This window comes from Rhizobium phaseoli, assembly GCF_001664385.1.
GTDB classification, from domain to species: Bacteria; Pseudomonadota; Alphaproteobacteria; order Rhizobiales; family Rhizobiaceae; genus Rhizobium; species Rhizobium phaseoli.
The window spans coordinates 4,259,124-4,285,584 of sequence record NZ_CP013532.1; the positions used below are offsets into that span (position 1 = coordinate 4,259,124).

Here is a 26,461-nt window from a genome sequence, read left to right on the forward strand (position 1 = left end):
TGCGCCCCCCTTGATTTTAACCGCCCAAGGCATCCTCGAGGAATGCGGCGAGCTGTGACAGATGCTTCGACATCAGGCCCGTCGCCGGAGAGGCGGCGGCCGGACGGCCGGTATAGCGGACGCGCTGGTACTTCGCATCGATATGGGCAAGCACCCATTCGAGGAAGGGGTCGATGAACGACCATGCGCCCATGTTCTTCGGCTCTTCCTGGCACCAGACCATTTCGGCATTGCGGAAGCGCGACAGCTCGTTGATGAGCGCCTTGGCCGGGAAAGGATAAAGCTGTTCGACGCGCAGCAGGTAGATGTCGTCGATACCGCGCTTTTCGCGCTCTTCGAGAAGATCGTAATAGACCTTGCCGGAGCACATGACGACGCGGCGGATCTTGCTGTCCTTCTGCAGCTTGATCGGGCCGTCCTTGATTACCTCGGCATCATCCCAGAGCAAGCGGTGGAAGGCGGATTCGCCGGCCAGCTCGGCCAGCGTCGAGACCGCCCGCTTGTGGCGCAGCAGCGACTTCGGCGTCATCAGGATCAGCGGCTTGCGGAAGTCGCGCTTCAGCTGCCGGCGCAGGATGTGGAAGTAGTTCGCCGGCGTCGTAACGTTGGCGACCTGCATGTTGTCTTCCGCGCAAAGCTGCAGGAAGCGTTCCAGGCGAGCCGAAGAGTGCTCCGGACCCTGTCCCTCATAGCCGTGCGGCAGCAGGCAGACGAGGCCCGACATGCGCAACCACTTGCGTTCGCCCGACGAGATGAACTGGTCGAAGACCACCTGCGCGCCGTTAGCGAAATCGCCGAACTGGGCTTCCCAAAGCGTCAGCGCATTCGGGCGGGCGAGCGAGTAGCCATATTCGAAACCGAGGACGGCCTCTTCCGAAAGCATCGAATTGATGACTTCGTAACGGGCCTGCGTCGGCGCCAGGTTCGCGAGCGGAATGTAGCGTTCTTCGGTCTCCTGATCGTAGAGAACCGAGTGGCGCTGCGAGAAAGTGCCGCGTTCGCAATCCTGTCCGGACAGACGGATCTTGTGGCCTTCGACGACGAGCGATCCGAACGCAAGTGCTTCCGCCATCGCCCAGTCGAGGCCTTCGCCGCTCTGGATCATGTTGGAGCGGTTTTCCATGAAGCGCTGGATCGTGCGATGGGCGTTGAAGCCCGCCGGGATCTCGGAGAGCTTGCGGCCGATCTCCTTCAGCGTCTTCATCGGCACGGCGGTCTTGCCGCGGCGCTGTTCGTCCTGATTGTCGGCCGTGCGCAGGCCGGACCACTCGCCGTCCAGCCAGTCGGCCTTGTTCGGCTTGTAGTGCTGGCCGGCGTCGAATTCCTGTTCGAGATGGGCGCGCCAGTCGGCCTTCATCTTCTCGACTTCGCCGTCGGTGACGAGGCCTTCGCGCACGAGACGCTCCGCATAGAGCTGCAGCACCGTCTTGTGACCGCGGATGACCTTGTACATTTTCGGCTGCGTGAAGGACGGCTCGTCGCCTTCGTTGTGGCCGTAGCGGCGGTAGCAGAACATGTCGAGCACCACAGGCTTGTGGAACTTCATGCGGAATTCGGTCGCGACCTTGGCGGCGTAGACGACGGCTTCCGGGTCATCGCCGTTGACGTGCAGGATCGGCGCCTCGATCATCTTGGCGACGTCGGATGGATAGGGCGACGAACGCGAGAAGGCCGGGTTCGTGGTGAAACCGATCTGGTTGTTGATGATGACGTGCATCGTGCCGGCGACACGGTGGCCACGCAGACCGGACAGACCGAGAATTTCCGCAATGACGCCCTGGCCGGCGAAGGCCGCGTCGCCGTGGATCAAAAGCGGCAGAACCTTGGAGCGTTCGGACAGCGGAATGATGTCGCCTTCCCATACCGTCGCGCTCATGTCCTGCTTGGCGCGAGCCTTGCCCATGACGACAGGGTCGACGATTTCGAGATGCGACGGATTTGCCGTCAGCGAAACGTGCACCTTGTTGCCGTCGAATTCGCGGTCGGAGGAAGCGCCAAGATGGTACTTGACGTCGCCGGAACCTTCGACTTCGTCGGGCGCATAGGAGCCGCCCTTGAACTCGTGGAAGATGGCGCGGTGCGGCTTGCCCATCACCTGGGAGAGCACGTTCAGACGGCCGCGATGGGCCATGCCGAACACTGCTTCCTTGAGGCCGAGATGGCCACCGCGCTTCAGGATCTGTTCGAGCGCGGGGATCAGCGATTCACCGCCGTCGAGACCGAAGCGCTTGGTGCCCTTGAACTTGACGTCGAGGAACTGCTCGTAACCCTCGGCTTCGACGAGCTTGGCAAGGATCGCCTTCTTGCCTTCGGCCGAGAAAGCCACGCCCTTGTCTGGACCTTCGATGCGCTCCTGGATCCAGGCCTTCTCCTCCGGATTGGAGATATGCATGAATTCGACGCCGAGCGTCGAGCAGTAGGTCCGCTCTAGGATCTCGATCATCTCGCGGATGGTCGCGTGTTCAAGGCCGAGCACGTTGTCGATAAAGATCTTGCGGTCATAGTCGGCAGCGGTGAAGCCGTAATTTTCCGGCGACAGCTCATGATAGTCGTCGACAGCAGCGGCGATGCCGAGCGGATCGAGCTTGGCGTGCAGATGGCCGCGCATGCGATAGGCGCGGATCATCATGATGGCGCGGACCGAATCGCGTGTCGCCTGCAGCACGTCGGTGCTGTCGGCGGGCTTGCCCGCGGCTTCGGCCTTCGCCTTCACCTTGATCTCGATCGCCTTTTCGACGATGCCCCAATTGCCGTCGAGAGCCGACACCAGATCGCCGCTGGCCGGCAGTGGCCAGTTCTTCTTGCGCCAGGAAGCTCCCTTGGCTGCCTTCTTCACATCGGCAGGATCCTCCTCCAGCGCCTTGAAGAAGGCGCGCCATTGATCGTCGACCGATGCAGGATCCTCTTCGTAGCGCGCATAGAGCTGCTCGATATAGGCCGCGTTCGCGCCATCCAGAAACGAGGTGATCTGAAACTGCTCGTTGGCTTCTTGCCGTGCCATGGTGATATGCGGACGCTTCCGTCCGCCTCCTGACTTTGATGATTTTGCCGGTTTGATCGCCGGCTGCCGCATTCCGATCGCCGCCTGTCCGCGGCGCATCTGCTTGTCTGATGTTGTCAAGCCGGGCGGAAGGCGCAGATGCCATCCTCCGCCCGGTCGATACGTGGCTTAGCCCTTGAGAACTTCGACCAGCGTCTTGCCGAGGCGGGCCGGAGAGGGCGACACCTTGATACCTGCCGATTCCATTGCCGCGATCTTCGATTCCGCGTCGCCCTTGCCGCCGGAGACAACGGCGCCGGCATGGCCCATGGTGCGGCCCTTCGGCGCCGTGCGGCCGGCGATGAAGCCGGCCATCGGCTTCTTGCGGCCCTTCTTGGCTTCGTCCTTCAGGAACTGCGCAGCGTCTTCCTCGGCCGAGCCGCCGATTTCGCCGATCATGATGATCGAGGTCGTGGCGTCGTCGGCGAGGAACATCTCGAGCACATCGATGAACTCGGTGCCCTTGACCGGGTCGCCGCCGATGCCGACGGCCGTCGTCTGGCCGAGACCTTCGTTGGAGGTCTGGAAGACGGCTTCATAGGTGAGCGTGCCCGAGCGCGAGACGATGCCGACCGAACCCTTGCGGAAGATCGAGCCCGGCATGATGCCGATCTTGCATTCTTCCGGCGTCAGGATACCAGGGCAGTTGGGCCCAAGCAGTCGCGACTTGGAGCGGTCGAGGCGGGCCTTGACGCGCACCATGTCCATGACAGGGATGCCTTCGGTGATGCAGGTGATGAACGGGATCTCGGCGTCGATCGCCTCGATGATCGCGTCGGCAGCACCGGCCGGCGGAACATAGATGACGGTCGCGTCGGCGCCGGTCTTTTCCTTGCCTTCGGCGACAGTGGCGAAGATCGGCAGGCTTTCGCCCTTTGCGCCGGTCCAGGTTTCGCCACCCTTCTTCGGGTGGATACCCCCGACCATCTGCGTGCCGTAATAGGCAAGCGCCTGTTCGGTGTGGAAGGTTCCGGTCTTGCCGGTCAGGCCCTGAACGAGAACCTTGGTGTCTTTGTTGACGAGAATGGACATGCGAGGCCTTTGTTTAGGAGAGGTTGGAAGACGTGAGGGCGGCGCGACGATAGATACCGCTGACCACCTCCTGCCAAGTATCGCTGCCTGCAGGCGAAAAGCTGACGCCCATCCGGTAGCAGTCTTCATTTTCAAATGTGAATGCAGTGCGCTGTCTGCCGCGCGGCGAAGTCTTCGTCAGCACGAGTTCATTGCCATTCCATTCGCCCGAAGCCGGCGAAGGCGGTGCAAAACCGGCGCTATCGAACTGGTAAAGCTTGTAAGCCTGATCCGAACCATCGAAGCCGAAGACATTGCGAGCTTCGAAAGAGACCGCGCCGTCGCGCATCTGGCGATAGCGCTGCTCCAGGAAGAACCCGCCGAACAGCGCCTCGCCGGAAAGCGCGGCGCTGGCCTTGCCTTCATTCGTCCACACCGACGCCGCCACATGCTCCTCTCCTTCCCAGACACCGGCAAAGGCGCTGAGGCGGAAATGAGCGGCGGATGGTGTGGACTGGAAGGCCATGACTGTTCTCAGCCGTTGATCGCCGCGACGATCTTCTTGGCCGCATCGTCCAGATCGTCGGCCGCAGTGATCGCAAGGCCCGACTCGTTCAGGATCTTCTTGCCGAGCTCGACATTGGTGCCTTCGAGGCGCACGACGAGCGGAACCTTGAGGCCGACTTCCTTGACCGCGGCAATGACGCCCTCGGCGATGACATCGCACTTCATGATGCCGCCGAAGATGTTGACGAGAATACCTTCGACCTTGGGGTCGGCGGTGATGATCTTGAAGGCAGCCGCGACCTTCTCCTTGCCGGCGCCGCCACCGACGTCGCAGAAATTCGCCGGCTCCTTGCCGTAGAGCTTGATGATGTCCATCGTCGCCATGGCAAGGCCCGCGCCGTTGACCATGCAGCCGATATTGCCGTCGAGCGCGACATAAGCGAGGTCCCACTTGGAAGCCTCGATTTCCTTGGCGTCTTCTTCGGTCTCATCGCGCAGCGCCCGGACGTCGTCGTGACGGAAGAGCGCATTGCCGTCGAACGACATCTTCGCGTCGAGAACGCGAAGATGGCCATTCTTCATGACGATCAGCGGATTGATTTCGAGAAGCGACATGTCCTTCTCGTTGAAGGCCTTGTAGAGCAGCGGGAAGAGCGACTTGGCGTCTTCTCCGGCAGCGCCGTCGAGCTTGAGAGCGGAGGAGATCTTGGCAACGTCGGCAGCCGTCACGCCGGTTTCCGGATCGATGGCGATCGTCTGGATCTTCTCGGGCGTATCGTGGGCGACGGCTTCGATGTCCATGCCGCCTTCGGTAGAGACCACGAAAGCGACCTTGCCGACCGAGCGGTCGACGAGCAGCGAGCAATAGAGTTCGCGCTCGATGTCGGCGCCGTCCTCGATATAGAGGCGATTGACCTGCTTGCCGGCTTCGCCGGTCTGCGCCGTCACCAACGTGTTGCCGAGCATTTCCTTGACGTTGGCAACGACGTCCTCGACCGACTTGGCGAGGCGCACGCCGCCCTTGGCTTCCGGCGACAGCTCCTTGAACTTGCCTTTGCCGCGGCCGCCGGCATGGATCTGGCTCTTGACCACGTAGAGCGGACCGGGAAGCGACTTGGCGGCCGCTTCGGCTTCCTCAGCCTTGAGGATAGCGACGCCTTCGGCAACCGGCGCGCCATAGCCCTTCAGCAGAGCCTTGGCCTGATATTCATGAATGTTCATGGGTTTATCCCTGTTTCGATTGCTTCAGCGCCCAATTACTTGAGGGCAGGCGCGATATTGATGCAGGCTTCGCAAAGACCGGCGACGGCAGCCACCGACTTATCGAAGGCCTCCTTCTCGGTCTTGTTGAGGTCGATCTCGATGACGCGCTCAACGCCGCCGGCGCCGATAACCGTGGGAACGCCGACATACATGTCCTTGACGCCGTACTGACCGGTGAGATGGGCAGCGCAGGGCAGAACGCGCTTCTTGTCCTTCAGGTAGGATTCGGCCATCTCGATGGCCGAGGCGGCCGGCGCGTAATAGGCCGAGCCGGTCTTCAGCAGGCCGACGATTTCGGCGCCGCCGTCACGGGTGCGCTGGATGATCTCTTCCAGGCGCTCCTTGGTGACCCAGCCCATGGTGACGAGATCGGTGAGCGGGATGCCGCCGACCGTCGAATAGCGGGCGAGCGGCACCATCGTGTCGCCGTGACCGCCGAGAACGAAGGCCGTCACGTCCTGGACGGAGACGTTGAATTCCTTGGCAAGGAAGAGACGGAAGCGCGAGGAGTCGAGAACGCCGGCCATGCCGACGACCTTGTTGGCCGGCAGGCCGGAAAACTTCTGCAAGGCCCAGACCATGGCGTCGAGCGGATTGGTGATGCAGATGACGAAAGCATTCGGCGCATACTTCTTGATGCCGGCCCCCACCTGCTCCATGACCTTCAGGTTGATGCCGAGAAGATCGTCGCGGCTCATGCCGGGCTTGCGCGGAACGCCGGCGGTGACGATGCAGACATCGGCGCCTTCGATCGCCGAATAGTCGCTGGCGCCGGTCAGGTTGGCATCGAAGCCTTCGACCGGGGAGGACTGTGCGATATCGAGGCCCTTGCCCTGGGGAATGCCGTCGGCAATGTCGAAGAGGACGATGTCGCCCAATTCCTTCAGGCCGGCGAGATGCGCCAGCGTGCCACCAATCATGCCAGAACCAATGAGTGCGATCTTGTTACGCGCCATTTCGCTGTTTCCTTTGCGATCAAATTCGTCGAACGACGCTCAGGCACCGCTCAATGACGCAATCGCATAGACCCAAAGCCTAAAAATGGCAATCCATTAATTTTGATGCAGCATTTTCAATCGTTTAGATACTAAAATTCTTACGTAAACGTAAGGTAATCTGTCACCGGATTGTTACTCGGCGGCCCGTTTCTCATGGTGCAGCGCAAGATATTCCGTGCTCCGCATTTCGAACAGGCGCGATGCCGTGCGGTCAAATTCGAAGCCTTCCGTGCCCCGGCGGTGGACGAGCAGTTCCTCCGGCATCGCCGCGGCCGAGATATAAACTCGCACGGCGTGATCGTAGAGCGTATCGACCAGAATGATGAAACGCTTGATCTGGTTCCGCTTCTCCGGCCCGAGCAAGGGAACGTGATCGAGAAAGATTGTATCGAAGCGTTCGGCGATGGCGAGGAAATCGGCCGCTCCAAGCGGCTTCTCGCAAAGATCGGCGAAGGAGAACCGGGCCATGCGGTCGGCGGCAAGCGGCACATGGATGGATCGCCCCTTCATCGGAATGTCGAGCGGCTGCGCCTTGCGCCCATGCAGCGCCTGCGTCCAGGACGCCTCCATCGCCATGTCGTTATGATCGTTGATCGGAACAAGATAGACGGGCTGGCTGTTCAGCTTCTCCATCCGGTAGTCGGTCGGCGAATCCAGTGTGACGACATCGACATGCTGTTTCAGCAGTGCGACGAAGGGCAGAAACAGGCCGCGATTGAGGCCGTCGCTGTAGAGATTGTCGGGCTCAACATTCGACGTTGCGACAAGCACGCATCCTCGCGCGAAGAGCTCGGAAAACAGCCGCGACAGGATCATTGCATCGGCAATGTCGGTGACGGTGAATTCATCGAAGCAGAGCAATTCCGCTTCCTCGTAAAGCGCTGCGGCCACCGGCGGCATCGGATCGGCCTGCTTCGTCTCACCGTTCTTGAGCTTCAGCCGGTGGGCGGCGATGCGGTTGTGCACATCCGCCATGAATTCGTGGAAATGCGCCCGGCGCTTCTTCTTGCACGGCGCCATCGAGAAGAACATGTCCATCAGCATGGTCTTGCCGCGTCCGACACTGCCGTGGATATAGAGCCCCTTGATCCTGCCTGCGGCTTTCTTCTTTGAGGCAAACAGCCAACCGAGCGCGCTCGATTTCGCCGCTGGTCGTTGCTGTTTCAACCCAGCGAGCACCCGATCAAGGCTTTTGGCCACATCCATCTGGGCGGAATCGACTTGCAACGCACCGGAAAGCGTCAGCGTTTTAAGCTGTTCGCAGACGCTGAGCGCATAATCTGGCATTGGCTGCATGAGGGGCATGTCCGCCTGTCAGTCATCGGCGGGGCGCCGCCGGATCGTTTACCGCTCCGGTTCCTTTACCGGCTGAGGCTGATCGGCTGACCTGTATTCGTCTGGCCCTGGAAGCGATTGTCGGCCGTCTTGTAGACGCTGCCGATCGCGTTGCCCGAGCGATCCTTGAGCAGAACCTGCTTGCCGGCAACCTCCCAGGAACCCATCGCCGTCAGCTCGCCGACGCAGCCGCGTGTGCCGCCGCGCGAACCGCTGCCGAGATTGGTGAGCGTCAGGAACATGTCGCAGCTGCCGTTGACGCGCCAGCTTCCGACCATCGATTCCTTCGTGACGTCGAGCGCATTCGCCGCGACAGCCGGCTGCGCACCCGGCATCGACGAAGCCGACGCCGGCGCGGCCGGGAACTGCGAGCTGCCGGTCGGGGGCGGAAGCTGCCCGCCTTGCACGGAAGGAACTGGCTGCGCCGTCAGTGGCGCCGGCGCGGCACTGGGAGAGTTGGAGCTGTAATCATAAGCCGTACGCTGACAACCGGCTAGCGCGAGAGTCACTACCAAACCTGTCATCGCATATCGCAACTGCATCATCATACTCCTGAATTCGGCTGTCGCCGCAGAGAAAAGGGCGTGAGACAATTTCGATTACCGTAATTCGCTTTGGTTAATCAAGTCGGACTGCATAAATTGCCCGTGACAACACCTAATCGAAAAACGATACAGTTCAACTGCTCCGGTACAAAACTTCCTGCACGTAGAATTTGTCAGCAAGGTGTTGCGCGCGCCGATCTCCGTCGGGGTCCCGGCTGAACTCCCACGACATCTCCGAATAACGCTGGAACGCGTTGCTGAGAAAAGATTGCACCAGCATCGGCGGCAGCCCCTCTCCCATTTCCCGCATCTGCTTTTTGACCTGTACGAGATCGAGTATCGCCGTGCGAAGGTCTGAGGCGATCGAGATCGCCTCGAGGCATTCCAGCATATTCATCGGCGGCAGGGCCTGAAACGAACGCTGCCGCATCCATTCGAGGGCGATGGCCGGGCGCACGGCATAAAGGAGCTTCTTCAGCTTGATCGATCCCTCTCCCTCACTCTGGAAATGCTGCCGCAGGAGCCCGACATAATGGGCGGCGACTTTTCCAGCACCATGATGGGATCAAGCAGCCCGCCGAGACGCGAACGAAAGCCGACTTCCTCTTCATAAGCGATCGGCGATTTCAGCCATTCGACCACGACCACGTTTCCCTTGAGCGCAAGCCGCAACGCCTTTCGCAGATCCCAACCGCCCGTATCGATATCGCCAACGATTGGAAACTCTATGACATCGCGCGCCGCAGTAAGGGCGAGATGATGCTCGACGGGACGGATATAGACGGAGCGGCAGTCATAATCGCTGTCGGGAGAGGGAAATCCTCAGGCGCGGCTGCCGCTTTCGATCGCAAAACCGATTCGAATGCCCTGCTCGCGCACCGCGGTAAGCCGCGACCTGATTTCTCTGACGGCTTCCGGATCGAAACCGTTTATTGCGCCATCGGCATGCACCGCGATCAGACCCGGCGCTCAACCATCATCTTCTTGATTTCGGCGATTGCCTTGGCCGGGTTGAGGCCCTTGGGGCAGGTCTGCGCACAGTTCATGATCGTGTGGCAGCGATAGAGGCGGAACGGATCCTCGAGGTTGTCGAGACGCTCGCCGGTCGCCTCGTCTCTGGAATCGATGAGCCAGCGATAGGCCTGCAGCAGCACGGCCGGGCCGAGATAACGGTCGCCGTTCCACCAGTAGCTCGGACAGGATGTCGAGCAGCAGGCACACAGGATGCATTCATAGAGGCCGTCAAGCTTCTGCCTGTCCTCATGGCTCTGCTTCCATTCCTGGGCCGGCGTCGGCGACACCGTCTTCAGCCAGGGCTCGATCGAACGATGCTGGGCGTAGAAGTTGCTGAGATCGGGCACAAGATCCTTGACGACGGGCATATGCGGCAGCGGATAGACCTTCACCGCGCCCTTGATATCGTCGAGACCCTTGGTGCAGGCGAGCGTGTTGGTGCCGTCGATATTCATCGCGCATGAGCCGCAGATGCCTTCGCGACAGGACCGGCGCAGCGTCAGCGTCGGGTCGATCTTGTTCTTGATGTAGAGCAGGCCATCGAGCACCATCGGGCCACAGTCGTCGACATCGATGTAAAAGGTATCGATCGACGGGTTCTGGCCGTCATCCGGGCTCCAGCGGTAGACGCGGAACTCGCGGGTGTTCGTCGCACCCGCCGGCTTCGGCCAGACCTTGCCTTCGCGCATCTGCGAGTTTTTGGGGAGAGCGAGTTCAACCATAGTAAGATCCTAGTTTGCCGACAGGAATTCTGTCTTCACATAACCCTTGCAACCGCCGAACACAGCGTTGCTGGCACGAACGAAGGCCACTGCACCAGAACGTTCTAAAACCTCTGCTTTAGTCCCGGGTTTGACTATGCAAGCGAGGTCCTTGGACATGAACTGGTTGCCGACAACCAGGGAAGTATGGGCAGCTTTGGCCGCGTTGGCCGAATTCCACACTCCGACTTCGTTACTGACGGCGGCACCGACACCGCCCGGAGCCCGCAGCTTGTAGCGATCAGCCGCCGAGGCAGAGGACGACACCGTCAATGTAACCGCGACAATTGAAAGAAAGACAGCGTTTCTCATCTTAATAGACACGCGCCTTCGGCTCGATCTTGTGCGGATCAATACCTTCGGCGATCAGGTCGGTGTGCACCGGCCGGTAATCGAGCTTGACGTCGCCTGCGTCGTCGACCCAGGCAAGCGTATGCTTGCGCCAGTTGACGTCGTCGCGGCCGGCGAATGCGCCCTCGGTATAATCCTCGCGGGCATGCGAACCGCGGCTCTCCTTGCGGGCCTCGGCGCCGTAGATCGTCGTGATGGCGTTGGCCATCAGGTTCTGCAGCTCCAGCGTTTCCACCAGATCCGAGTTCCAGACCATCGACCGGTCTGTGACCTTGATGTCGCGCATTTCCTGCCAGATCGCCGAAATGCGCCGGCAACCGGATTCCAGCGATTCCTGCGTGCGGAAGACGGCGGCGTCTTCCTGCATGGCGCGCTGCATCTTCTCGCGCAGTTCAGCCGTCGGCGTGCCGCCGCTGGCGTGGCGCAGACCATCGAAGCGGTCCATGATCTTGTCGCAGGCCGCAACGTTGAGATGCGGGACCGGCGCTGCGCGGTCGATCACCTCGCCGGCGCGGATCGCGGCAGCACGGCCGAAGACCACGAGGTCGATCAGCGAGTTGGAGCCGAGGCGGTTGGCGCCGTGCACCGAGGCGCAGCCTGCTTCGCCCACAGCCATCAGGCCGGGAATGATCCGCTCCGGATTGGCGCCGTCGGCGTTCAGCACTTCGCCCCAATAATTGGTGGGAATCCCGCCCATATTGTAATGGACGGTCGGCAGAACCGGGATCGGCTCGCGCGTGACGTCGACGCCGGCGAAGATCTTGGCGCTCTCGGAAATCCCCGGCAGCCGTTCGTGCAGAACCGCCGGATCGAGATGGTCGAGATGCAGGAAGATGTGATCCTTGTTCTTGCCGACGCCGCGGCCTTCGCGGATCTCAAGCGTCATGCAGCGCGAAACGACGTCGCGCGAGGCAAGGTCCTTGGCCGAAGGCGCGTAGCGCTCCATGAAGCGTTCGCCCTCGGAGTTGACGAGGTAACCGCCTTCGCCGCGCGCGCCCTCGGTGATCAGACAGCCCGATCCGTAAATGCCGGTCGGGTGGAACTGCACGAATTCCATGTCCTGCAGCGGCAGGCCCGCGCGCGCCACCATGCCGCCACCGTCGCCGGTGCAGGTATGGGCCGAGGTTGCCGAGAAATAGGCGCGGCCGTAGCCGCCGGTTGCCAGCACCACCATCTTGGCGGCGAAGCGATGGATCGTGCCGTCATCGAGGCACCAGGCGATGACGCCGGTGCAGCGGCTGCCATCTTCCGACATGATCAGGTCGAGCGCGAAATATTCGATGAAGAATTCGGCGTTGTGGCGCAGCGACTGGCCGTAGAGCGTGTGCAGGATGGCGTGGCCGGTGCGGTCCGCAACGGCGCAGGTGCGCTGCACCGGCGGGCCTTCGCCGTAATTCTGCATGTGGCCGCCGAACGGACGCTGGTAGATCTTGCCTTCCTCATTGCGTGAGAACGGCACGCCGTAATGTTCGAGCTCATAGACCGCCTTCGGCGCTTCCATGGTCAGATACTGCATGGCGTCGACGTCGCCGAGCCAGTCGGATCCCTTGACCGTGTCGTAAAGGTGCCACTGCCAGCTGTCGGGCGTCATGTTGCGCAGCGAGGCGGCGATGCCGCCCTGCGCCGCGACCGTGTGCGAACGGGTCGGGAAAACCTTGGTGATGCAGGCGGTGCGGAAACCCTGTTCGGCCATGCCGAGTGTCGCGCGCAGCCCGGCGCCGCCGGCGCCGACGACGATCACGTCGTACGAGTGATCGACATAGTTGTAGGCCTTGCCATTCTGGGCGGGTGAAGTCGGTGCCATAGCGAGCTTATCCTACGAATGCGATTTTCAGAATGGCGAAGAGACAGAGGCCGGCGATGACGATCGCGAAGAAGGTGTTCAGCATCAGCAGCGCGATCTTGCCGAACTCGCCATGCACGTAATCCTCGATGATGACCTGCATGCCGAGCTTCATATGGATGACGCCCGAGATCACCATCAGACCCATGACCACGGCGACGAACGGGTTCGACAGCGCGCGGACCACATCTGCATAGGGCGCGCCGGCATAGGCGATCATGAAGATGACGAAGAACAGGATCAACGGAATGTTGGAGACGGCGGTCAGCCGCTGACGCCAGAAATGGCTGGTGCCTTCCTTGGCGGAGCCGAGCCCGCGAACCTTGCCGAGGGGGGTGCGCATATCCATGAGAGGACCTTCAGAACCGAATGAGGAAGCCGATCACCCAGACCAGTACGGTCAGACAGAGCGACCCGATGATGTTGGCGATGGCGAGCTTGGTCGAGACTTCCTTCTCGAAGCCGTAGCCGAGATCCCACATGAGATGGCGGAAACCGCCGAGCATGTGGTGCAGCAATGCCCAGGTATAACCGAGCAGCACGAGCTTGCCGAGAAGGCTGCCGAGTACCCAATTCGCCCAATCATACGACGCTTGGCCGCTTGCCGCCGCGATCAGCCACCAGGCGACGAGCAGCGTTCCGACATAGAGCGCACCGCCGGTAATGCGGTGGACGATGGACATGACCATGGTGGGAATGAGTTTGTAGACTTGCAAATGCGGCGACAGGGGCCGGTTATTTGTCACGTTCGCCATCAGAACCTCGCGGCGGCTTCTCTGCGCTCCCGGTTTTCGGAGCATGCTCAGTCAACCACACGAATGCAAAATTCTCTGTGTGCGTTGCATCAATTGCGACGTTTACTCACCGGAAAGCCCGACGACAAGCACAATCGCTGTGAGCCTTTAATTTAATCGATTCGGGTTACCGCGAAGTTTGCGGACGGGAGAAGCTCCAGAGAACCTGCGAAGTGGTTTTTTGCCCGGAATTGCGTAAGAACAAAAGGTTAGAGCGCTTCTGCGCTTCGGCGAAAAGCGGACCCCGCCATCGAAACTGGTCTTTTCGGCTCAATATTCATGCCGTTCTTTCCAGGCGCATGGACAAGCGAAGGCTTTTGGCGCAATCTGGCATTAACGATTTATTAACGATCGGGAATCCCGGAGGCCGGCATCCATGTTTCGCAGTCTGTCTGCAGTCGCCCTGCTTGCGCTCGCCGCGCTTGTCGCCTTGCCTGCCGCCGCCGGCGAGCGCCGTTTCGATCATCGCTTCGGCGATCATCGTTTCCTTGGCCACCGCCACGCCTTGCACAACGGCTTGCTTCTCGGACAACGCCTTGGCTGGCGCGATCGCGGCATCCGTTTCGACAATGCCTCTATTCGCCGACACGACAGGGGGCGGATGCCGTTCCTGAAACAGTTTTCGTCCCCCGCGACAAATCGTGTCGGCCGCAGCAGCCTGGTCATCTTCGCGCCCCAGCCGCCAGGTGGCGACAGCGGCGACACCTATGCCGGCTCCTATGCCTATCAAATCGATGGCGGGACTTATGTCGGCGGCAATGGCTACGGGTATTATCCGGCCGCGCGGCTCGCCCCCCAGGCGCCGAAAGCGAAGGTCATCGACGTCGCCGTCCAGGACGATCCCTGCAGCTACGAGGCCAATGTCTGCGTGATCCGGCCCTAAGACCTTAAGCCGAAGCGCCAGACCGTCGTCTTCTTGATTTCGCTGTCCTCCAGCGCCCGCGTCACCGGCACCTGATAGGCAGCACAGAATTCCAGCTGCTCGCGTGGCAGATAGCTTCTCCCGGGATCGCCGACCAGAACCGGTATGCCTTGCCCCGTCAGCCTCGTCAGCCAGGGAACGAGCGCTTCGGCGAAGGCACGGTCGTAAAAGACGTCGCCGGCAAGCACGATATCGGCGTCAATATCCTGTCCGATCAGATCTGCGCCGGTAAATCCGAGAAAAACGCCGTTGGCTTTGGCGTTCAGCCGGATCGCGGTCTCCGCCCAGGGATCGATATCGGCGGCCGTCACCTCACGCGCACCGGCCATCATCGCGGCAATGCCGACGAGGCCGGAGCCGCTGGCAAAATCCAGCACGCGCTTGCCGCGCACCATCTCCGGGTGATCGAGGATGTAGCGTGCCAATCCCTGTCCGCCCGCCCAGGCGAAAGCCCAGAAGGGCGGCGGCAGGCCGATCGCTTCCAGCTCCTCCTCCGTCTTCAGCCAGAGCTCATGCGCCTCGCTGGCGAGATGAAGCGAAATCTCCGGCACATGCGGCGGCGCCATCAAACTGGTGTTGGCGCGGATGAAGGTTTCCGGATCGGTTTTCAACGCGGGGGATTGTCGAGCCCGCCCATGCGGCAGACTTCGGCCCATTCGTCATCGGTCACCGGCTGCACGGAAAGGCGCATGGAGGTAACGAGCGACATCTTGGACAGCTTCTCGTTTGCCTTGATGTCCTTCAGGGTCACCGGCTTCGGCATGTCCATGACGGCGCGGATATCGACGCAATCCCACTTCGGATCACCCTTGGCGGTGGAATCGGGATGTGACAAGGCGCAAACTTCGACAATGCCGACGATCTCCAGCCCGTCATTTGAGTGGTAGAAGAAGCCTTTGTCGCCCACCTGCATCGCCCGCATATTGTTGCGCGCCAGATAGTTGCGCACTCCGGTCCACTCCGTGCCCTTGTCGCCGGCGGCCTTCTGCTGTTCCCAGGACCAGGAGGCGGGTTCGGATTTATAGAGCCAATGCGCCATGATTACGCTTCCGGTTTATTGAAGACCCAGTTGTAGGCCCTGACCTCGACGCTTTCGAACAACCCGGCCTGGGCGTAAGGGTCGGCATCGGCGAGCGCACGTGCCGCCTCTTTCGATTCCGCTTCCACGATGATCAGGCTGCCGCAGGCCTTACCCTCGTCATCGAGAAACGGACCGGCGATCTTCAGCGTGCCCTTGGCATTCAGCCTGTTTAGATATTCGAGATGCGTCGGCCGCGTATCCATGCGCACGTCCAAATGTCCCGGCTTGTCCTTGCAGAGCAGGGCGAAAAGCATGTCTGTTCTCCTATTCGGTGGTGATGGGACGCGTCATCAACTGCTCGATGGCATCCGCTATTTCGAGCCTGCCATCGATGATGGCGGAAACGGCGTCGGTGATTGGCATGCTGATCGAAAGCGCCGCGGCAAGACGCGAGGCGACCGAGGCAGCAAGCGCGCCTTCCACCAGCGCGCCCTGCAGCGGATCAGCCTTCTCGCCGCGCCCGAGCGCAATGCCGAAGCGCAGATTTCGCGATTGATGGCTTGTTCCCGTCAGCACCAGATCACCCAGACCGGAAAGCCCCCGCACGGTATCCGCCTGGCCGCCTTTGGCGACGACGAAACGCGACATTTCCGCAAGGCCGCGGGCAATCAGCGCAGCGCGGGCGGATTCGCCGATGCCGCGACCCTCGACGATGCCGCAGGCGATTGCCAGCACATTCTTCAGCGCGCCGCCAAGCTGGACGCCGATACGGTCATCGGAGGCGTAAAGCCGGAAGGTCCGGCCTGATATCGCCTGGGCGAGCCGCTCGGCAGTCTCCATATCTGCCGCCGCGATCGCCATCGCCGTTGGCAAGCCTTTGGCGATATCGGCCGCAAAGCCCGGACCGGAGAGCACCGCCACCGGATGGTCCGGCAGTTCCCGCTCCAGCATGTCGGTCAACAGATTGCCCGTTGTCCGCTCGATGCCCTTGGCACAGGTGACGACAACGGCATCCTTAGATAGATAAGGGCCATATTGCCGCGCCGCATCGGCCTGCGCCTGCGATGGCATCGCAAAAAGCACGATGGAGGCGCCGGCGATCGCCTCCGCCTCGGCGGAAAATTCGAGCGATTCCGGCAGGGCAATGCCGGGCAGCACGGCATCATGCAGACGCTCGGCCTTCAGATCGGCCACCAGCGACGGATTGCGTCCGACGAGTATCACCGGGCTGCGGCCGGCAAGGGCGATGACGGCGGCAAGCGCAGTGCCGAAAGCGCCCGATCCGATAACGGCAATCCTTTCGCTCATGCCTTGGCTCCTCTCTTTCCAAAGCCGATCAGCCTTTCCGCATTGGCATCGAGCGGCCAGCGCGAGCGCGGCTGCACGTCGAGCGCATCCGGCGCAACACCTATGGCCATCCGCTCCAGCCCCGCCCAGGCTATCATCACCGCATTGTCGGTGCAGAGGCTGAGCGGCGGCGCAATGAAGCGGAAGCCATTCTTGTCGCAAAGCCCCTGCAGCGTCGCCCGCAGTTCGAGATTGGCGGCGACACCGCCGGCAACAACAAGCGCCGGCGTCTCTCCGATCGAAGGGAACTCCCTCTTAAACCGCTGCAGACCGCGGCCGATGCGGTCCTTCAGCGTGCGCGAAATCGCCCGCTGGAACGAAGCGCAGATATCCGCCACGTCCTGGTCGCTGAGCGGCGCGATCTCCTGCGCCGCCAGCCGCACCGCCGTCTTCAAGCCGGAGAAGGAGAAATCCAGCCTTGCCTCGCCGACCAGCGGCCGCGGGAAATCAAAGCGACCGGCATTGCCATCCCGCGCCATCCGTTCCACCGCCGGGCCGCCAGGATAGGGCAGACCGAGCAGTTTCGCCGTCTTGTCGAAAGCTTCGCCGAGCGCATCGTCGATTGTCGTGCCCCAGCGCTCGTAATCGCCGACGCCGCGCACCAGGATTAGCTGCGTATGACCGCCGGAGACGAGCAGCATCAGATAGGGAAAGGAGAGCCCGTCGGTCAGCCGCGCCGTCAGCGCATGACCCTCGAGATGGTTGACCGCATAAAGCGGCTTGCCGGCGGCCTTGGCGATAGCCTTGCCGGTCATCAATCCCACCAGCAGCCCGCCGATCAACCCCGGGCCTGACGTCGCGGCGATAGCGTCGACATCGGCCAGCGACACATTGGCGCGCATCAGCGCTTCCTCGATCAGCTCGTCCAGCGCCTCGACATGAGCGCGCGCGGCGATCTCCGGCACCACCCCGCCATAGGCGCTGTGCTCGTCGAGCTGGGAAAGCACGACGTCGGAGAGTATTCTGGAATGGCCCTCCGCATCGCGCTCGACGACAGCCGCGGCGGTCTCGTCGCAGCTCGTCTCGATGCCAAGGATGCGCGGAAAGGGAACCATAAGGCCTGTTCGTTCATTGCGATGGGGCCGAAACCCGTTTACGAGAACTCCGGTAACAACGGAACAGAGCGGATGCAAACAAAACCTTTCCGGATCGGCACGCGGGGCAGCCCGCTGGCGCTCGCCCAGGCGCATGAGGCCCGCGACAGGCTGATGGCGGCGCATCACCTGCCTGAAGAGATGTTCGAGATCGTCGTGCTGTCGACCAAGGGCGATCGCATCACCGATCGGTCGCTGGCCGAGATCGGCGGCAAAGGTCTCTTCACCGAGGAGCTCGAACAGAAACTTGTCTCGGGCGAGCTGGATTTCGCCGTGCACTCCGCCAAGGACATGCCGACGCACCTGCCGGACGGCCTGCATCTCTCTGCTTATTTGCCGCGCGAGGATATCCGCGACGCCGTCATCGGCCGCACCGCGCCCAAACTGATCGACCTGCCGCATGGCGCCACCGTCGGCTCCTCGTCGCTGCGACGCCAGGCGTTGATCCGCCGTATGCGACCCGACATCAACGTCATAATCTTCCGCGGTTCGGTCGAAACCCGGCTGCGCAAGCTCGAAGAAGGCCAGGTGGATGCGACGCTGCTGGCGCTCGCCGGCCTCAAGCGCCTCGGCAAGGTCGAAGTGCTGACCGATATCCTCGATCCCGACACCTTCCCGCCGGCGCCGGCGCAAGGAGCGATCTGCATCGAAAGCCGGATCGGCGATTCGAGGATCGACGATCTGCTGGCGGCGGTCAACGATGCCGCGACCTTCGACACCGTCTCCTGCGAACGCGCTTTCCTCGCCGCCCTCGACGGTTCCTGCCGCACGCCGATCGGCGGCTATGCCGTCTGCGAGGGCGACCTCATCCGCTTCTCCGGCCTGATCATCACGCCCGATGGCCGTAGCCAGCATGCGGTGACGACCGACGGACACCGCCGCGATGCGGCCGCCCTCGGCACCCGCGCCGGCCAGGACGTGCGCGCAAGGGCCGGCAGCGCCTTCTTCGACGACTGGCACTGAAACGACCATGCGCGTGCTCGTCACCCGCCCCGCGCATTCGGCCGAGAAAACCGCTCAACGTCTGCGCGAGATGGGCCACGAGCCGCTGCTGCTGCCGCTGCGTCGGCCAGAACATGACGGTGCCGCAGCCGCAGGTGCGCTTGCAGCCACCTGCGGCGCGATCGCGGTCACCAGCGGCGAAGCCGTCAGGGTGCTGTCGGCTCTCGGCGAGACACTTCATCCACACCTTGACCGTCCGATTTTTGCGGTCGGCGAGATGACGGCGCAGGCGGCGCGGCGTCTTGGCTTCCGCTCCGTCACCGCATCCTCGGGCAATGGCCGCGATCTCGCTGATCTCGTCAGCGCGCAAAGCGTGGAGGACTTGCTTTACCTCGCCGGCAGGCCGCGCGCCGAAACCTTCGAAGGCAGATTGCGCGAACTCGGGATCCGCTTTTCCGTCGCCGAATGTTATCGCATGCTGCCCGTTGCTCCCGGCCCAGCCGAGATCGCGGCGATTTTTTCCGGCCGTCACCCGGACGCCGTTCTTTTCTATTCCCGGCAGACGGCCGAGGACTTCTTTCAGGTGGCGGAGCTGCGATCGGCCCTGTCGGAACAGGGCAGAATCCGCCTTCTCTGCCTCAGCGAGGCGGTAGCGCAGGCCATTCCGACCCTACTGAGAGAGACCGTGACGATTTCGTCGATGCCGGATGAGATAAGCCTTTTGTCGCTGCTTTGAATGCTCCAGCCGCCCAAATTTGATCTAACCTCTTCCCTTAACTGGCATCACTGTCTAGTTTCGTTGCAATGCAGGATAAAGAGGACCTCATGGTATCGGGAACCCCGCCACGCCATTCCAAGAGCGCCGACGAGCCAGTCACGATCGACCTCGATTCTCAGGATTTCGCCTCCGTAGCCGATACCGAAAAGCCGGTGGACACTGATGCCGGTGAGACCGACAGCACGACCACCGCCGATGTGGATCTGCCGCCCGAAACCGAAGCGGTGTCGCAGCCCGAGCAGGAAAGCGAGCCCGAAGCGGCGGCAGCCGAGGAGGCGCCGGCAGCCGCCGAGCCTTCTTTCACCCCTCGTACCGACCAGCCCGCGTCAAAAGGCGCCGGCACCTCCGGTCTGATCGCCGCCGGCATCTTCGGCGGTCTTGTGGCGCTGCTTGGCGCAGGCGCCATCCAATATGCCGGATACCTCCCGGGCGCCTCTGCACCGCAGACGGCCTCGCCTGAGATCGCCGATCTCTCCAGCGAGATCGACGGTTTGAAACAGACCGTCGCCAACCTCGCCGCCAATCCCGCCAGCACCGGTGACAGCGCGCTTGAGACGCGCGTTACGGCGCTGGAAACGGCTGCGAAGAACCCTGCAGCGGCACCATCGGGCGAGCCGGCAAATGTCGAAGCGCTCAACCAGAAGATTGCCGAGCTGAGCGGCCAGGTCGAGCAGCTGCGTTCGACGCTTGCCCAGTCCTCCGAGCAGCAGACGAGTAACGGAGCCGATATCGCCAAGCGCCTCGACGAGGCCGAAAAGAAGCTGAACGAACCGCGCCAGGATGTCGCCGTCGCACGGGCGATCGCGGCAGCCGCCCTCAAGGCGGCAATCGATCGCGGCGGCCCGTTCGTCGCGGAACTCGACACCTTCGCCGGCGTCGCACCCGACGATCCAGCCGTCGCCGACCTGCGCAGCTTTGCCGAGACCGGCATTCCCTCGCGCGCCGAGCTCGTGCGTCAGATTCCGGACGTTGCGACCGCCATCGTCGAGGCTGTCAACCAGCCGGATCCGAACCAGAGTTGGTCGGATCGGCTGATGGCGAGCGCCAAATCGCTGGTGACCATCCGTCCCGTCGGCAATATCGAGGGCGAAAGCGTCGAGGCCATCGCCGCCCGCATGGAGGACAAGGTGAAGAACGGCGACCTGCCCGGCGCTTCCGCCGAATGGAATGCTCTGCCGGCTCTCGGAAAGCAGGCATCCGCCGCCTTCAAGCAGTCGCTGGAGGCGCGCATCCGCGTCGAAGAGCTGGTCGGCGGGGCGCTGTCGAAAGCGGTCAGCGGCGCCGGCAAGGAGGGGTAAGACCATGATCAGACTCGTCGTCTTCGCCCTGCTCGTATTGCTTCTCGCCTATGGCTTCTCCTGGTTCGCCGATCGTCCCGGCGATCTCTCGCTGATCTGGGAGGGTCAGATTTACCAGACGAAGCTGATCGTCGCGGTGAGCGCGATCATCGCTCTGATCGCCGCCGTGATGATCGGCTGGTGGTTCGTTCGCCTGATCTGGACCTCGCCGCATTCGGTGACGCGTTATTTCCGCGCCCGCAAGCGCGACCGCGGCTATCAGGCGCTGTCGACCGGCCTGATCGCCGCCGGCGCCGGCAATGCGCTCCTTGCCCGCAAGATGGCGGCGCGCTCGCGTGGCCTCATCCGCGCCGACCAGGAGCCGCTGATCAACCTGCTCGAGGCTCAGGCCGCCCTGATCGAAGGCCGCCATGATGAGGCTCGCGCCAAATTCGAGGCCATGGCCAACGATCCGGAAACCCGCGAGCTTGGCCTGCGTGGCCTCTATCTTGAAGCCCGCCGTCTCGGCGCCAACGAGGCCGCCCGCCAATATGCCGAAAAGGCCGCCGACAACGCGCCTTACCTGCCCTGGGCCGCCCAGGCGACGCTCGAATATCGCAGCCAGGCCGGCCACTGGGACGATGCGATCCGGCTGCTCGAACAGCAGAAGGCCGCCCGCGTCGTCGAGAAGGCCGAAGCCAACCGCCTGCACGCCGTGCTGCTGACGGCGCGCGCCGCCGAGAAGCTGGAAGGTAACCCGGCCGGCGCCCGCGACGACGCGCTGCAGGCGCTGAAGCTCGCCGCTGACTTCGTCCCGGCCGCCCTCATCGCCGCCAAGGCCTTGTTCCGCGAAGGCGGCCTGCGCAAGGCCGCTTCGATCCTCGAACAGGCATGGAAATCGGCGCCGCATCCCGAAGTCGGCCAGACCTATGTCAGAGCCCGCAGCGGCGATTCCACGCTCGACCGGCTGAAGCGCGCCGAGCGGCTGGAGGCGCTGCGCCCGAACAATGTCGAATCCCTTCTTGTCGTCGCCCAGGCCGCGCTCGACGCGCAGGAATTCGCCAAGGCTCGGGCCAAGGCGGAAGCGGCGGCGCGTATCGAGCCGCGTGAAGCCGCCTTCCTGCTGCTCGCCGATATCGAGGAGGCCGAGACCGGCGATCAGGGCCGCGTGCGCCACTGGCTGGCCCAGGCGCTGAAGGCTCCGCGCGATCCCGCCTGGGTGGCGGATGGCTTCGTCTCCGACAAATGGCTGCCGGTGTCGCCGGTGACGGGCCGCATTGACGCCTTCGAATGGAAGGCGCCCTTCGGCCAGATCGAAGGTCCGCTCGAAGACGGCTCGGCGCCCGCCGCGATCGAAACGGCCCTGAAGACCCTGCCGCCGCTGCGTGACGTCAGGCCGGAAAGCCCGGTAAACGATCACCGCATCATCGAGTTGGAACGCGCCGCGACGATCGCCGAGGCTGTGCGCCCCGCGCCGGCGCCGGCAAAGCCGAAGCCCGCCGAACCGGTCGCCGGCAATAAGGCGCCGGTAACGAACGAAGCAAAGCCCTTCTTTGGTGGACTGCCGGATGATCCCGGCGTTCGCGATTCCAGGGCGGAACCGGAACCCAAGACCCGGCTTCGCCTTTTCTGAAATGGACCGAAAACCGCATGTTCGAACGCTTTCAGGCATTCTTCCAGAAGCTCACCGCCGACCATCCGAAGAAAGGTTTTGCTCCGGATGATCCGCGCATCGCAGTGGCGGCGCTCTGCATGCAGGTCATGGAGGCCGATGGCCAGATCAAGGCCAGCGAAAAGAAGCGGCTGCGCAAGCTCTTGAAGGAGCAATATTCGCTAGACAGCAAGCAGCTCGATGCTTTGATGGCCGCCGGCCTCGAGGCCGAAAGCACCGCCGTCGACTATTATCGTTTCACCGCCGACCTGAAGCGCCACCTGAACACCGAGCAACGGCTCGAGCTGATCGGCATCCTCTGGGACATCGTCTATGCCGATGGCGAACGCAGCGAGATGGAAGATCATGTGATCTGGCGTATCGCCGATCTGCTCGGCGTTTCGGCGCGCGAGCGCATCCAGAAACGGCAGGAGGCCGCCGCCAGGGTGACGGATGTCCAGGTTTTGCAAGATGATTCCGACTGAGCGAATTCAGCACCGCGACGAGCGTCCGATCCTCATCGTCCTGCATCAGGAGCGATCGAGCCCCGGCCGCGTCGGTCAGTTGCTCGTCGAAAAGGGCTACCGCCTCGACATCCGCCGACCGGTGCTCGGCGATCCGCTTCCGGCAACGCTCGAAGATCATGCCGGCGCCGTCGTCTTCGGCGGGCCGATGAGCGCCAATGATCCGGATGACTTCATCAAGAAGGAGATCGACTGGATCGAGGTTCCGCTGCGGGAGAAACGCCCCTATCTCGGTATCTGCCTCGGTGCCCAGATGCTGGTGCATCATCTTGGCGGCAAGGTGCAGGCGAATACCGACGGCTCGACCGAGATCGGCTGGTATCCACTGCACCCGACCGAGAAGGGCCGGCTGCTGATGCACTGGCCGAAGATGGTCTATCATTTCCATCGCGAGGGTTTCGAGCTGCCGCGCGGCGCCGACCTTCTGGCCGAAGGCGATGCCTATCCGAACCAGGCTTTCCGCTACGACGGCAACGCCTGGGGCCTGCAATTCCACGCCGAGCTCACCCGGGTGATGATGCATCGCTGGGTCGTGCATGGCGCCCATCGCTTCATCCTGCCGAACGCCCAGCAGGGCCGCGAACATCTCGAAGGCCGCATGCTGTTCGACGCGCCACTACGAGCCTGGCTGACGGAATTCCTCGATCTCGTCTTCGAGGGAAAGGCCGCAAAAGCGGCGCACGCGATCACGCTTCCTGCATAGGAGCGCCACCCGACAGGAAGCGACCTTGTCACGCTAAAGCGCGTCGCATCAAATTTTGATTTATGCGACGCGCTTCAGCCCTTTGTTTTGATGCACATCCTTGTCCCGGAACCGCTGTACACTTCCGGGCGACATGCATTAAGCCGGCGCGTCGAGCGTATCGATCCTGCGCAGTTTCGGGAAGCTCGAAGCCCAGATCGCGGCGACAACAAGGGTGCCGATGCCCCCGATGACAACCGCCGGCACCGCGCCGAAGATCGAGGCCATCGTGCCGGCCCTGAATTCCCCGAGCTCGTTCGAGGCGCCGACGAAGACCATGTTGACCGCATTGACACGGCCGCGCAGCTGATCCGGCGTCCACAGCGCGATCAGGCTTTCGCGCACATAGACCGACACCATGTCCGCCGCCCCCATCAGCGCCAGTGCTGCGATCGAGACTTCGGTGTTGGTCGACATCCCGAAGATGATGGTTCCCAGACCGAACAGGGCGACCCCGATGAACATGTAGATGCCGGCACGGTGCTTCAGCGGATAGGCGGCCAGAAAAATCGCCATGACAATGGCGCCGAGCCCCGGTGCCGCGCGCAATAGTCCGAGGCCCCAAGGGCCGAGCGTCAGAATATCACGGGCGAAGATCGGCATCAGCGCGGTGGCGCCGCCGAGCAGCACGGCAAAGAGATCGAGCGAAATCGCGCCGAGCACCACCTTTTCGGCGCGGATGAAGCTGAAGCCGCCGAGGATCATCGCCCAGCTCTTGGCCTCACCCACCGTCTTCTGCTCCGGCTTCGGGATCATGAAGAGAAGGCCCGCACCGAGAATGGAAAAGATCACCGCCACCGAATAGGCGGTCGTCGCGCTGACACCATAAAGCAGGCCGCCGATCACCGGCCCGGTGATCGCCGCGAGTTGCCAGGACGACGAATTCCAGGCGATCGCGTTCGAAAGCGCATGCTCCGGCACGAGGTTGGGCGCGAGAGACTGCACCGCCGGCGACATGAAGGCGCGTTCGATACCGAAGATCAGAAGCACCGCAAACACTGGCCAGGGCGCGAAAGTATCCGTCGCCGTCATGATGAGCAGCGCCAGCGTGCAGAGCGCGCTCACCAGCGAACACAGCGCTGCGATGACCCGGCGATTGTGCCGGTCGGCCACCGAGCCGGTGACGAGGATGAGCAGCAGCGACGGCAGGAACTGCACTAGGCCGATCAAGCCGAGATAGATCGCCTTGCCCGTCTGGTCGTACATCTGCCAGCCGACGGCGACGCTGACGATCTGCTGCGAGAAGGAGAGCAGAAAGCGAGCAAAGAAGAAGCGGGTGTAAGACGAATGCCGGAACGCGGCAAAACGGTCTCCGGTGGGCGAAAACGACATGAGCCTTGTCCGAGGAAGCGGGCGCCGGAATGGTTGCGAGGCCGCCCGTTAAACATGATTTGCCCTGCGTTCCCACACGGCACTTGCTCGTTTAGTTGCCAATGTCTACATGTCTGTCAACAACCAATTGGAGACGACGATGTTTGCCTTGTTTCAAACCATTGATTTGGTTTTGAATATTTATACGTGGATCCTGATTGCCAGTGCCGTTTTCTCCTGGCTCTATGCGTTCAACGTCATCAATTCCAGCAACCAGTTCGTCAATTCGGTCGGCACGTTCCTCTATAATGTCACCGAGCCGGTGCTGAAGCCGATCCGTCGTCGGCTGCCGAACCTCGGCGGCATCGACATTTCGCCGATCATCCTGCTGGTGATCATCTTCTTCCTGCGCACCTTCCTCTGGACCACCCTTTACCCGCTGGTCGCTTGAGCCCTCCCTGGAAGCTCTTCGCTGATCATCTGCGCCTGACTGTTCGGCTGACGCCGAATGGCGGGCGAGACGCGTTCGACGGCATTGAGACGGGCAGCGAAGGCGAGACTTATCTGAAGGCTCGCGTCACCGCCATTCCGGAAAAGGGAAAGGCCAATAAGGCCCTGATCGCGCTCGTTTCCAAATCCCTCGGCGTTGCCAAATCCAGCATCACTCTCGTTTCCGGAGAAACCGCGCGCAAAAAAATCCTCCGGATCGAGGGCGACCCGGAGGATTTGGCAAAAAAGCTCGAAACACTTTCAGGCTGAACGATCAGCCTTTCGCCTTCTTGGCACGCTCGATGGCCTCGAGGATAAGGGCGCCGGCTTCGCCGGAATCGCCCCAGCCGAAGATCTTCACCCACTTGCCGGGCTCCAGATCCTTGTAGTGCTCGAAGAAGTGCTCGATCTGCTTCAGCGTGATCTCGGGAAGGTCCGTATAGTCCTTCACCTTCTCATAGCGCAGCGTCAGCTTCGGCGACGGCACGGCGATGATCTTCTCGTCCTTGCCCGAATTGTCTTCCATCTTCAGGACGCCGATCGGGCGCACGTTGATGACGCAGCCCGGAACCAGCGGGCGGGTGCTGGCGATCAGGACGTCGATCGGGTCGCCGTCTTCGGACAGCGTGTGCGGCACGAAGCCGTAATTGCCCGGATAGGTCATCGGCGTATAGAGGAAACGATCGACGACCAGGGTGCCGGCGTCCTTGTCCATTTCATACTTGATCGGATGACCGCCGACCGGAACCTCGACAATTACGTTGACGTCTTCAGGGGGATTCTTACCGATTGAAACGGCGTCGATGCGCATACGAAACTCCTGCGAGGTTGAATTGCTCGCAGCCAGATAATCAGTTTCATGCGGCAACGCAACATTGGAGATCACCAATGCGTGATGGCG

General features: G+C 62.3%; 30 protein-coding genes. 9 read left to right on the plus strand and 21 right to left on the minus strand.

Going from position 1 to position 26,461, the window contains the following annotated elements; translation table 11 throughout:
- Positions 1-16: 16 nt before the first annotated feature.
- From AMC88_RS20440 to sdhC, 14 genes are all read right to left on the minus strand, one after another.
- On the minus strand, positions 17-3,001 hold the full coding sequence (locus AMC88_RS20440) for a 2-oxoglutarate dehydrogenase E1 component (RefSeq protein ID WP_064823189.1): 2,985 nt from the start codon (positions 2,999-3,001) through the stop codon (positions 17-19).
- Between the two features lie 168 nt (positions 3,002-3,169).
- Positions 3,170-4,072, minus strand: a complete 903-nt coding sequence (sucD, locus tag AMC88_RS20445) for a succinate--CoA ligase subunit alpha (protein ID WP_016736377.1) — start codon at positions 4,070-4,072, stop codon at positions 3,170-3,172.
- A 13-nt stretch (positions 4,073-4,085) separates the two neighbouring features.
- The gene (locus AMC88_RS20450) at positions 4,086-4,577 is read right to left on the minus strand and encodes a DUF1579 family protein (RefSeq protein WP_064825726.1); all 492 of its coding nucleotides are present in this window, start codon (positions 4,575-4,577) and stop codon (positions 4,086-4,088) included.
- Positions 4,578-4,585: 8 nt separating this feature from the next.
- Positions 4,586-5,779: an ADP-forming succinate--CoA ligase subunit beta gene (gene sucC / locus AMC88_RS20455; protein WP_012485486.1), complete on the minus strand. Its 1,194-nt coding sequence runs from the start codon at positions 5,777-5,779 to the stop codon at positions 4,586-4,588.
- Positions 5,780-5,814: 35 nt separating this feature from the next.
- Positions 5,815-6,777 (minus strand): malate dehydrogenase, encoded by a 963-nt coding sequence (gene mdh, locus AMC88_RS20460; protein WP_004679265.1) that lies wholly within the window; start codon positions 6,775-6,777, stop codon positions 5,815-5,817.
- Between the two features lie 174 nt (positions 6,778-6,951).
- Positions 6,952-8,115 (minus strand): cell division protein ZapE, encoded by a 1,164-nt coding sequence (zapE, locus tag AMC88_RS20465; protein WP_010025150.1) that lies wholly within the window; start codon positions 8,113-8,115, stop codon positions 6,952-6,954.
- A 65-nt stretch (positions 8,116-8,180) separates the two neighbouring features.
- Complete coding sequence (locus tag AMC88_RS20470) at positions 8,181-8,696, minus strand: protease inhibitor Inh/omp19 family protein (RefSeq protein WP_012485487.1); 516 nt, start codon at positions 8,694-8,696, stop codon at positions 8,181-8,183.
- A gap of 136 nt (positions 8,697-8,832) precedes the next feature.
- On the minus strand, positions 8,833-9,219 hold the full coding sequence (locus AMC88_RS34455) for a DNA polymerase beta superfamily protein (RefSeq protein ID WP_250637506.1): 387 nt from the start codon (positions 9,217-9,219) through the stop codon (positions 8,833-8,835).
- Complete coding sequence (locus AMC88_RS34460) at positions 9,174-9,476, minus strand: DNA polymerase beta superfamily protein (protein WP_250637507.1); 303 nt, start codon at positions 9,474-9,476, stop codon at positions 9,174-9,176. The genes AMC88_RS34455 and AMC88_RS34460 overlap by 46 nt, the downstream gene beginning before the upstream one ends.
- 179 nt (positions 9,477-9,655) lie before the next feature.
- A complete protein-coding gene (locus AMC88_RS20485) occupies positions 9,656-10,435 on the minus strand; it encodes a succinate dehydrogenase iron-sulfur subunit (RefSeq protein ID WP_012485489.1) in 780 nt (259 codons plus the stop codon).
- 9 nt (positions 10,436-10,444) lie between these two features.
- Positions 10,445-10,786 carry a hypothetical protein gene (locus AMC88_RS20490; RefSeq protein WP_041683798.1) on the minus strand — a complete coding sequence of 114 codons (342 nt, stop codon included), beginning with the start codon at positions 10,784-10,786 and terminating at the stop codon, positions 10,445-10,447.
- Position 10,787: 1 nt separating this feature from the next.
- Complete coding sequence (gene sdhA / locus AMC88_RS20495) at positions 10,788-12,629, minus strand: succinate dehydrogenase flavoprotein subunit (protein WP_012485490.1); 1,842 nt, start codon at positions 12,627-12,629, stop codon at positions 10,788-10,790.
- Between the two features lie 7 nt (positions 12,630-12,636).
- Positions 12,637-13,017, minus strand: coding sequence for a succinate dehydrogenase, hydrophobic membrane anchor protein (gene sdhD / locus AMC88_RS20500; protein WP_010020712.1), 381 nt, complete (start codon positions 13,015-13,017; stop codon positions 12,637-12,639).
- 10 nt (positions 13,018-13,027) lie between these two features.
- A complete protein-coding gene (gene sdhC, locus AMC88_RS20505) occupies positions 13,028-13,423 on the minus strand; it encodes a succinate dehydrogenase, cytochrome b556 subunit (RefSeq protein ID WP_010020710.1) in 396 nt (131 codons plus the stop codon).
- Between the two features lie 415 nt (positions 13,424-13,838).
- On the opposite strand from sdhC, the gene AMC88_RS20510 reads away from it, so the two are divergent.
- Positions 13,839-14,345 carry a hypothetical protein gene (locus tag AMC88_RS20510; protein ID WP_012485491.1) on the plus strand — a complete coding sequence of 169 codons (507 nt, stop codon included), beginning with the start codon at positions 13,839-13,841 and terminating at the stop codon, positions 14,343-14,345.
- On the opposite strand, the gene AMC88_RS20515 is transcribed toward AMC88_RS20510, so the two are convergent.
- From AMC88_RS20515 to tsaD, 5 genes are read right to left on the minus strand one after another with little or no spacing between them, the layout of a single operon-like run.
- Positions 14,342-14,995 (minus strand): class I SAM-dependent methyltransferase, encoded by a 654-nt coding sequence (locus tag AMC88_RS20515; RefSeq protein ID WP_012485492.1) that lies wholly within the window; start codon positions 14,993-14,995, stop codon positions 14,342-14,344. The two genes, AMC88_RS20510 and AMC88_RS20515, sit on opposite strands and share 4 nt — an antisense overlap.
- Complete coding sequence (locus tag AMC88_RS20520) at positions 14,992-15,423, minus strand: EVE domain-containing protein (protein ID WP_012485493.1); 432 nt, start codon at positions 15,421-15,423, stop codon at positions 14,992-14,994. Before AMC88_RS20520 ends, AMC88_RS20515 begins: the two co-directional genes overlap by 4 nt.
- 2 nt (positions 15,424-15,425) lie before the next feature.
- Positions 15,426-15,719, minus strand: a complete 294-nt coding sequence (locus AMC88_RS20525; RefSeq protein WP_012485494.1) for a YciI-like protein — start codon at positions 15,717-15,719, stop codon at positions 15,426-15,428.
- A gap of 10 nt (positions 15,720-15,729) precedes the next feature.
- Entirely contained in the window at positions 15,730-16,713 is a 984-nt protein-coding gene (locus tag AMC88_RS20530) for an NAD(P)H-dependent glycerol-3-phosphate dehydrogenase (protein WP_012485495.1), read from the minus strand.
- Complete coding sequence (gene tsaD, locus AMC88_RS20535) at positions 16,710-17,807, minus strand: tRNA (adenosine(37)-N6)-threonylcarbamoyltransferase complex transferase subunit TsaD (RefSeq protein ID WP_012485496.1); 1,098 nt, start codon at positions 17,805-17,807, stop codon at positions 16,710-16,712. The genes AMC88_RS20530 and tsaD overlap by 4 nt, the downstream gene beginning before the upstream one ends.
- A 72-nt stretch (positions 17,808-17,879) precedes the next feature.
- Here tsaD and hemC point away from each other — a divergent pair, with 72 nt between their 5' ends.
- The 6 genes from hemC (at position 17,880) to AMC88_RS20565 (ending at position 23,721) form a co-directional block, all read left to right on the plus strand.
- Entirely contained in the window at positions 17,880-18,809 is a 930-nt protein-coding gene (hemC, locus tag AMC88_RS20540; RefSeq protein WP_012485497.1) for a hydroxymethylbilane synthase, read from the plus strand.
- Positions 18,810-18,816: 7 nt separating this feature from the next.
- Positions 18,817-19,524 carry a uroporphyrinogen-III synthase gene (locus AMC88_RS20545; RefSeq protein ID WP_012485498.1) on the plus strand — a complete coding sequence of 236 codons (708 nt, stop codon included), beginning with the start codon at positions 18,817-18,819 and terminating at the stop codon, positions 19,522-19,524.
- 68 nt (positions 19,525-19,592) lie between these two features.
- Positions 19,593-20,864 (plus strand): COG4223 family protein, encoded by a 1,272-nt coding sequence (locus tag AMC88_RS20550; protein ID WP_170960054.1) that lies wholly within the window; start codon positions 19,593-19,595, stop codon positions 20,862-20,864.
- A gap of 4 nt (positions 20,865-20,868) precedes the next feature.
- On the plus strand, positions 20,869-22,476 hold the full coding sequence (locus AMC88_RS20555; protein ID WP_012485500.1) for a heme biosynthesis protein HemY: 1,608 nt from the start codon (positions 20,869-20,871) through the stop codon (positions 22,474-22,476).
- A 17-nt stretch (positions 22,477-22,493) separates the two neighbouring features.
- Positions 22,494-22,979, plus strand: coding sequence for a tellurite resistance TerB family protein (locus tag AMC88_RS20560; RefSeq protein ID WP_010022166.1), 486 nt, complete (start codon positions 22,494-22,496; stop codon positions 22,977-22,979).
- A complete protein-coding gene (locus tag AMC88_RS20565) occupies positions 22,966-23,721 on the plus strand; it encodes a glutamine amidotransferase (RefSeq protein ID WP_012485502.1) in 756 nt (251 codons plus the stop codon). The genes AMC88_RS20560 and AMC88_RS20565 overlap by 14 nt, the downstream gene beginning before the upstream one ends.
- A 138-nt stretch (positions 23,722-23,859) precedes the next feature.
- Here the strand turns inward: AMC88_RS20565 and AMC88_RS20570 are convergent, their stop codons facing one another.
- Complete coding sequence (locus AMC88_RS20570; protein WP_012485503.1) at positions 23,860-25,092, minus strand: MFS transporter; 1,233 nt, start codon at positions 25,090-25,092, stop codon at positions 23,860-23,862.
- Positions 25,093-25,231: 139 nt separating this feature from the next.
- On the opposite strand from AMC88_RS20570, the gene AMC88_RS20575 reads away from it, so the two are divergent.
- Together AMC88_RS20575 and AMC88_RS20580 are read left to right on the plus strand one after the other, a co-directional pair.
- Positions 25,232-25,522 (plus strand): YggT family protein, encoded by a 291-nt coding sequence (locus AMC88_RS20575; RefSeq protein WP_029531883.1) that lies wholly within the window; start codon positions 25,232-25,234, stop codon positions 25,520-25,522.
- Positions 25,519-25,830, plus strand: a complete 312-nt coding sequence (locus AMC88_RS20580; RefSeq protein ID WP_012485504.1) for a DUF167 domain-containing protein — start codon at positions 25,519-25,521, stop codon at positions 25,828-25,830. Before AMC88_RS20575 ends, AMC88_RS20580 begins: the two co-directional genes overlap by 4 nt.
- A 4-nt stretch (positions 25,831-25,834) precedes the next feature.
- Here AMC88_RS20580 and ppa read toward each other — a convergent pair whose 3' ends face one another.
- On the minus strand, positions 25,835-26,371 hold the full coding sequence (gene ppa / locus AMC88_RS20585; protein ID WP_012485505.1) for an inorganic diphosphatase: 537 nt from the start codon (positions 26,369-26,371) through the stop codon (positions 25,835-25,837).
- Positions 26,372-26,461 lie beyond the last annotated feature (90 nt).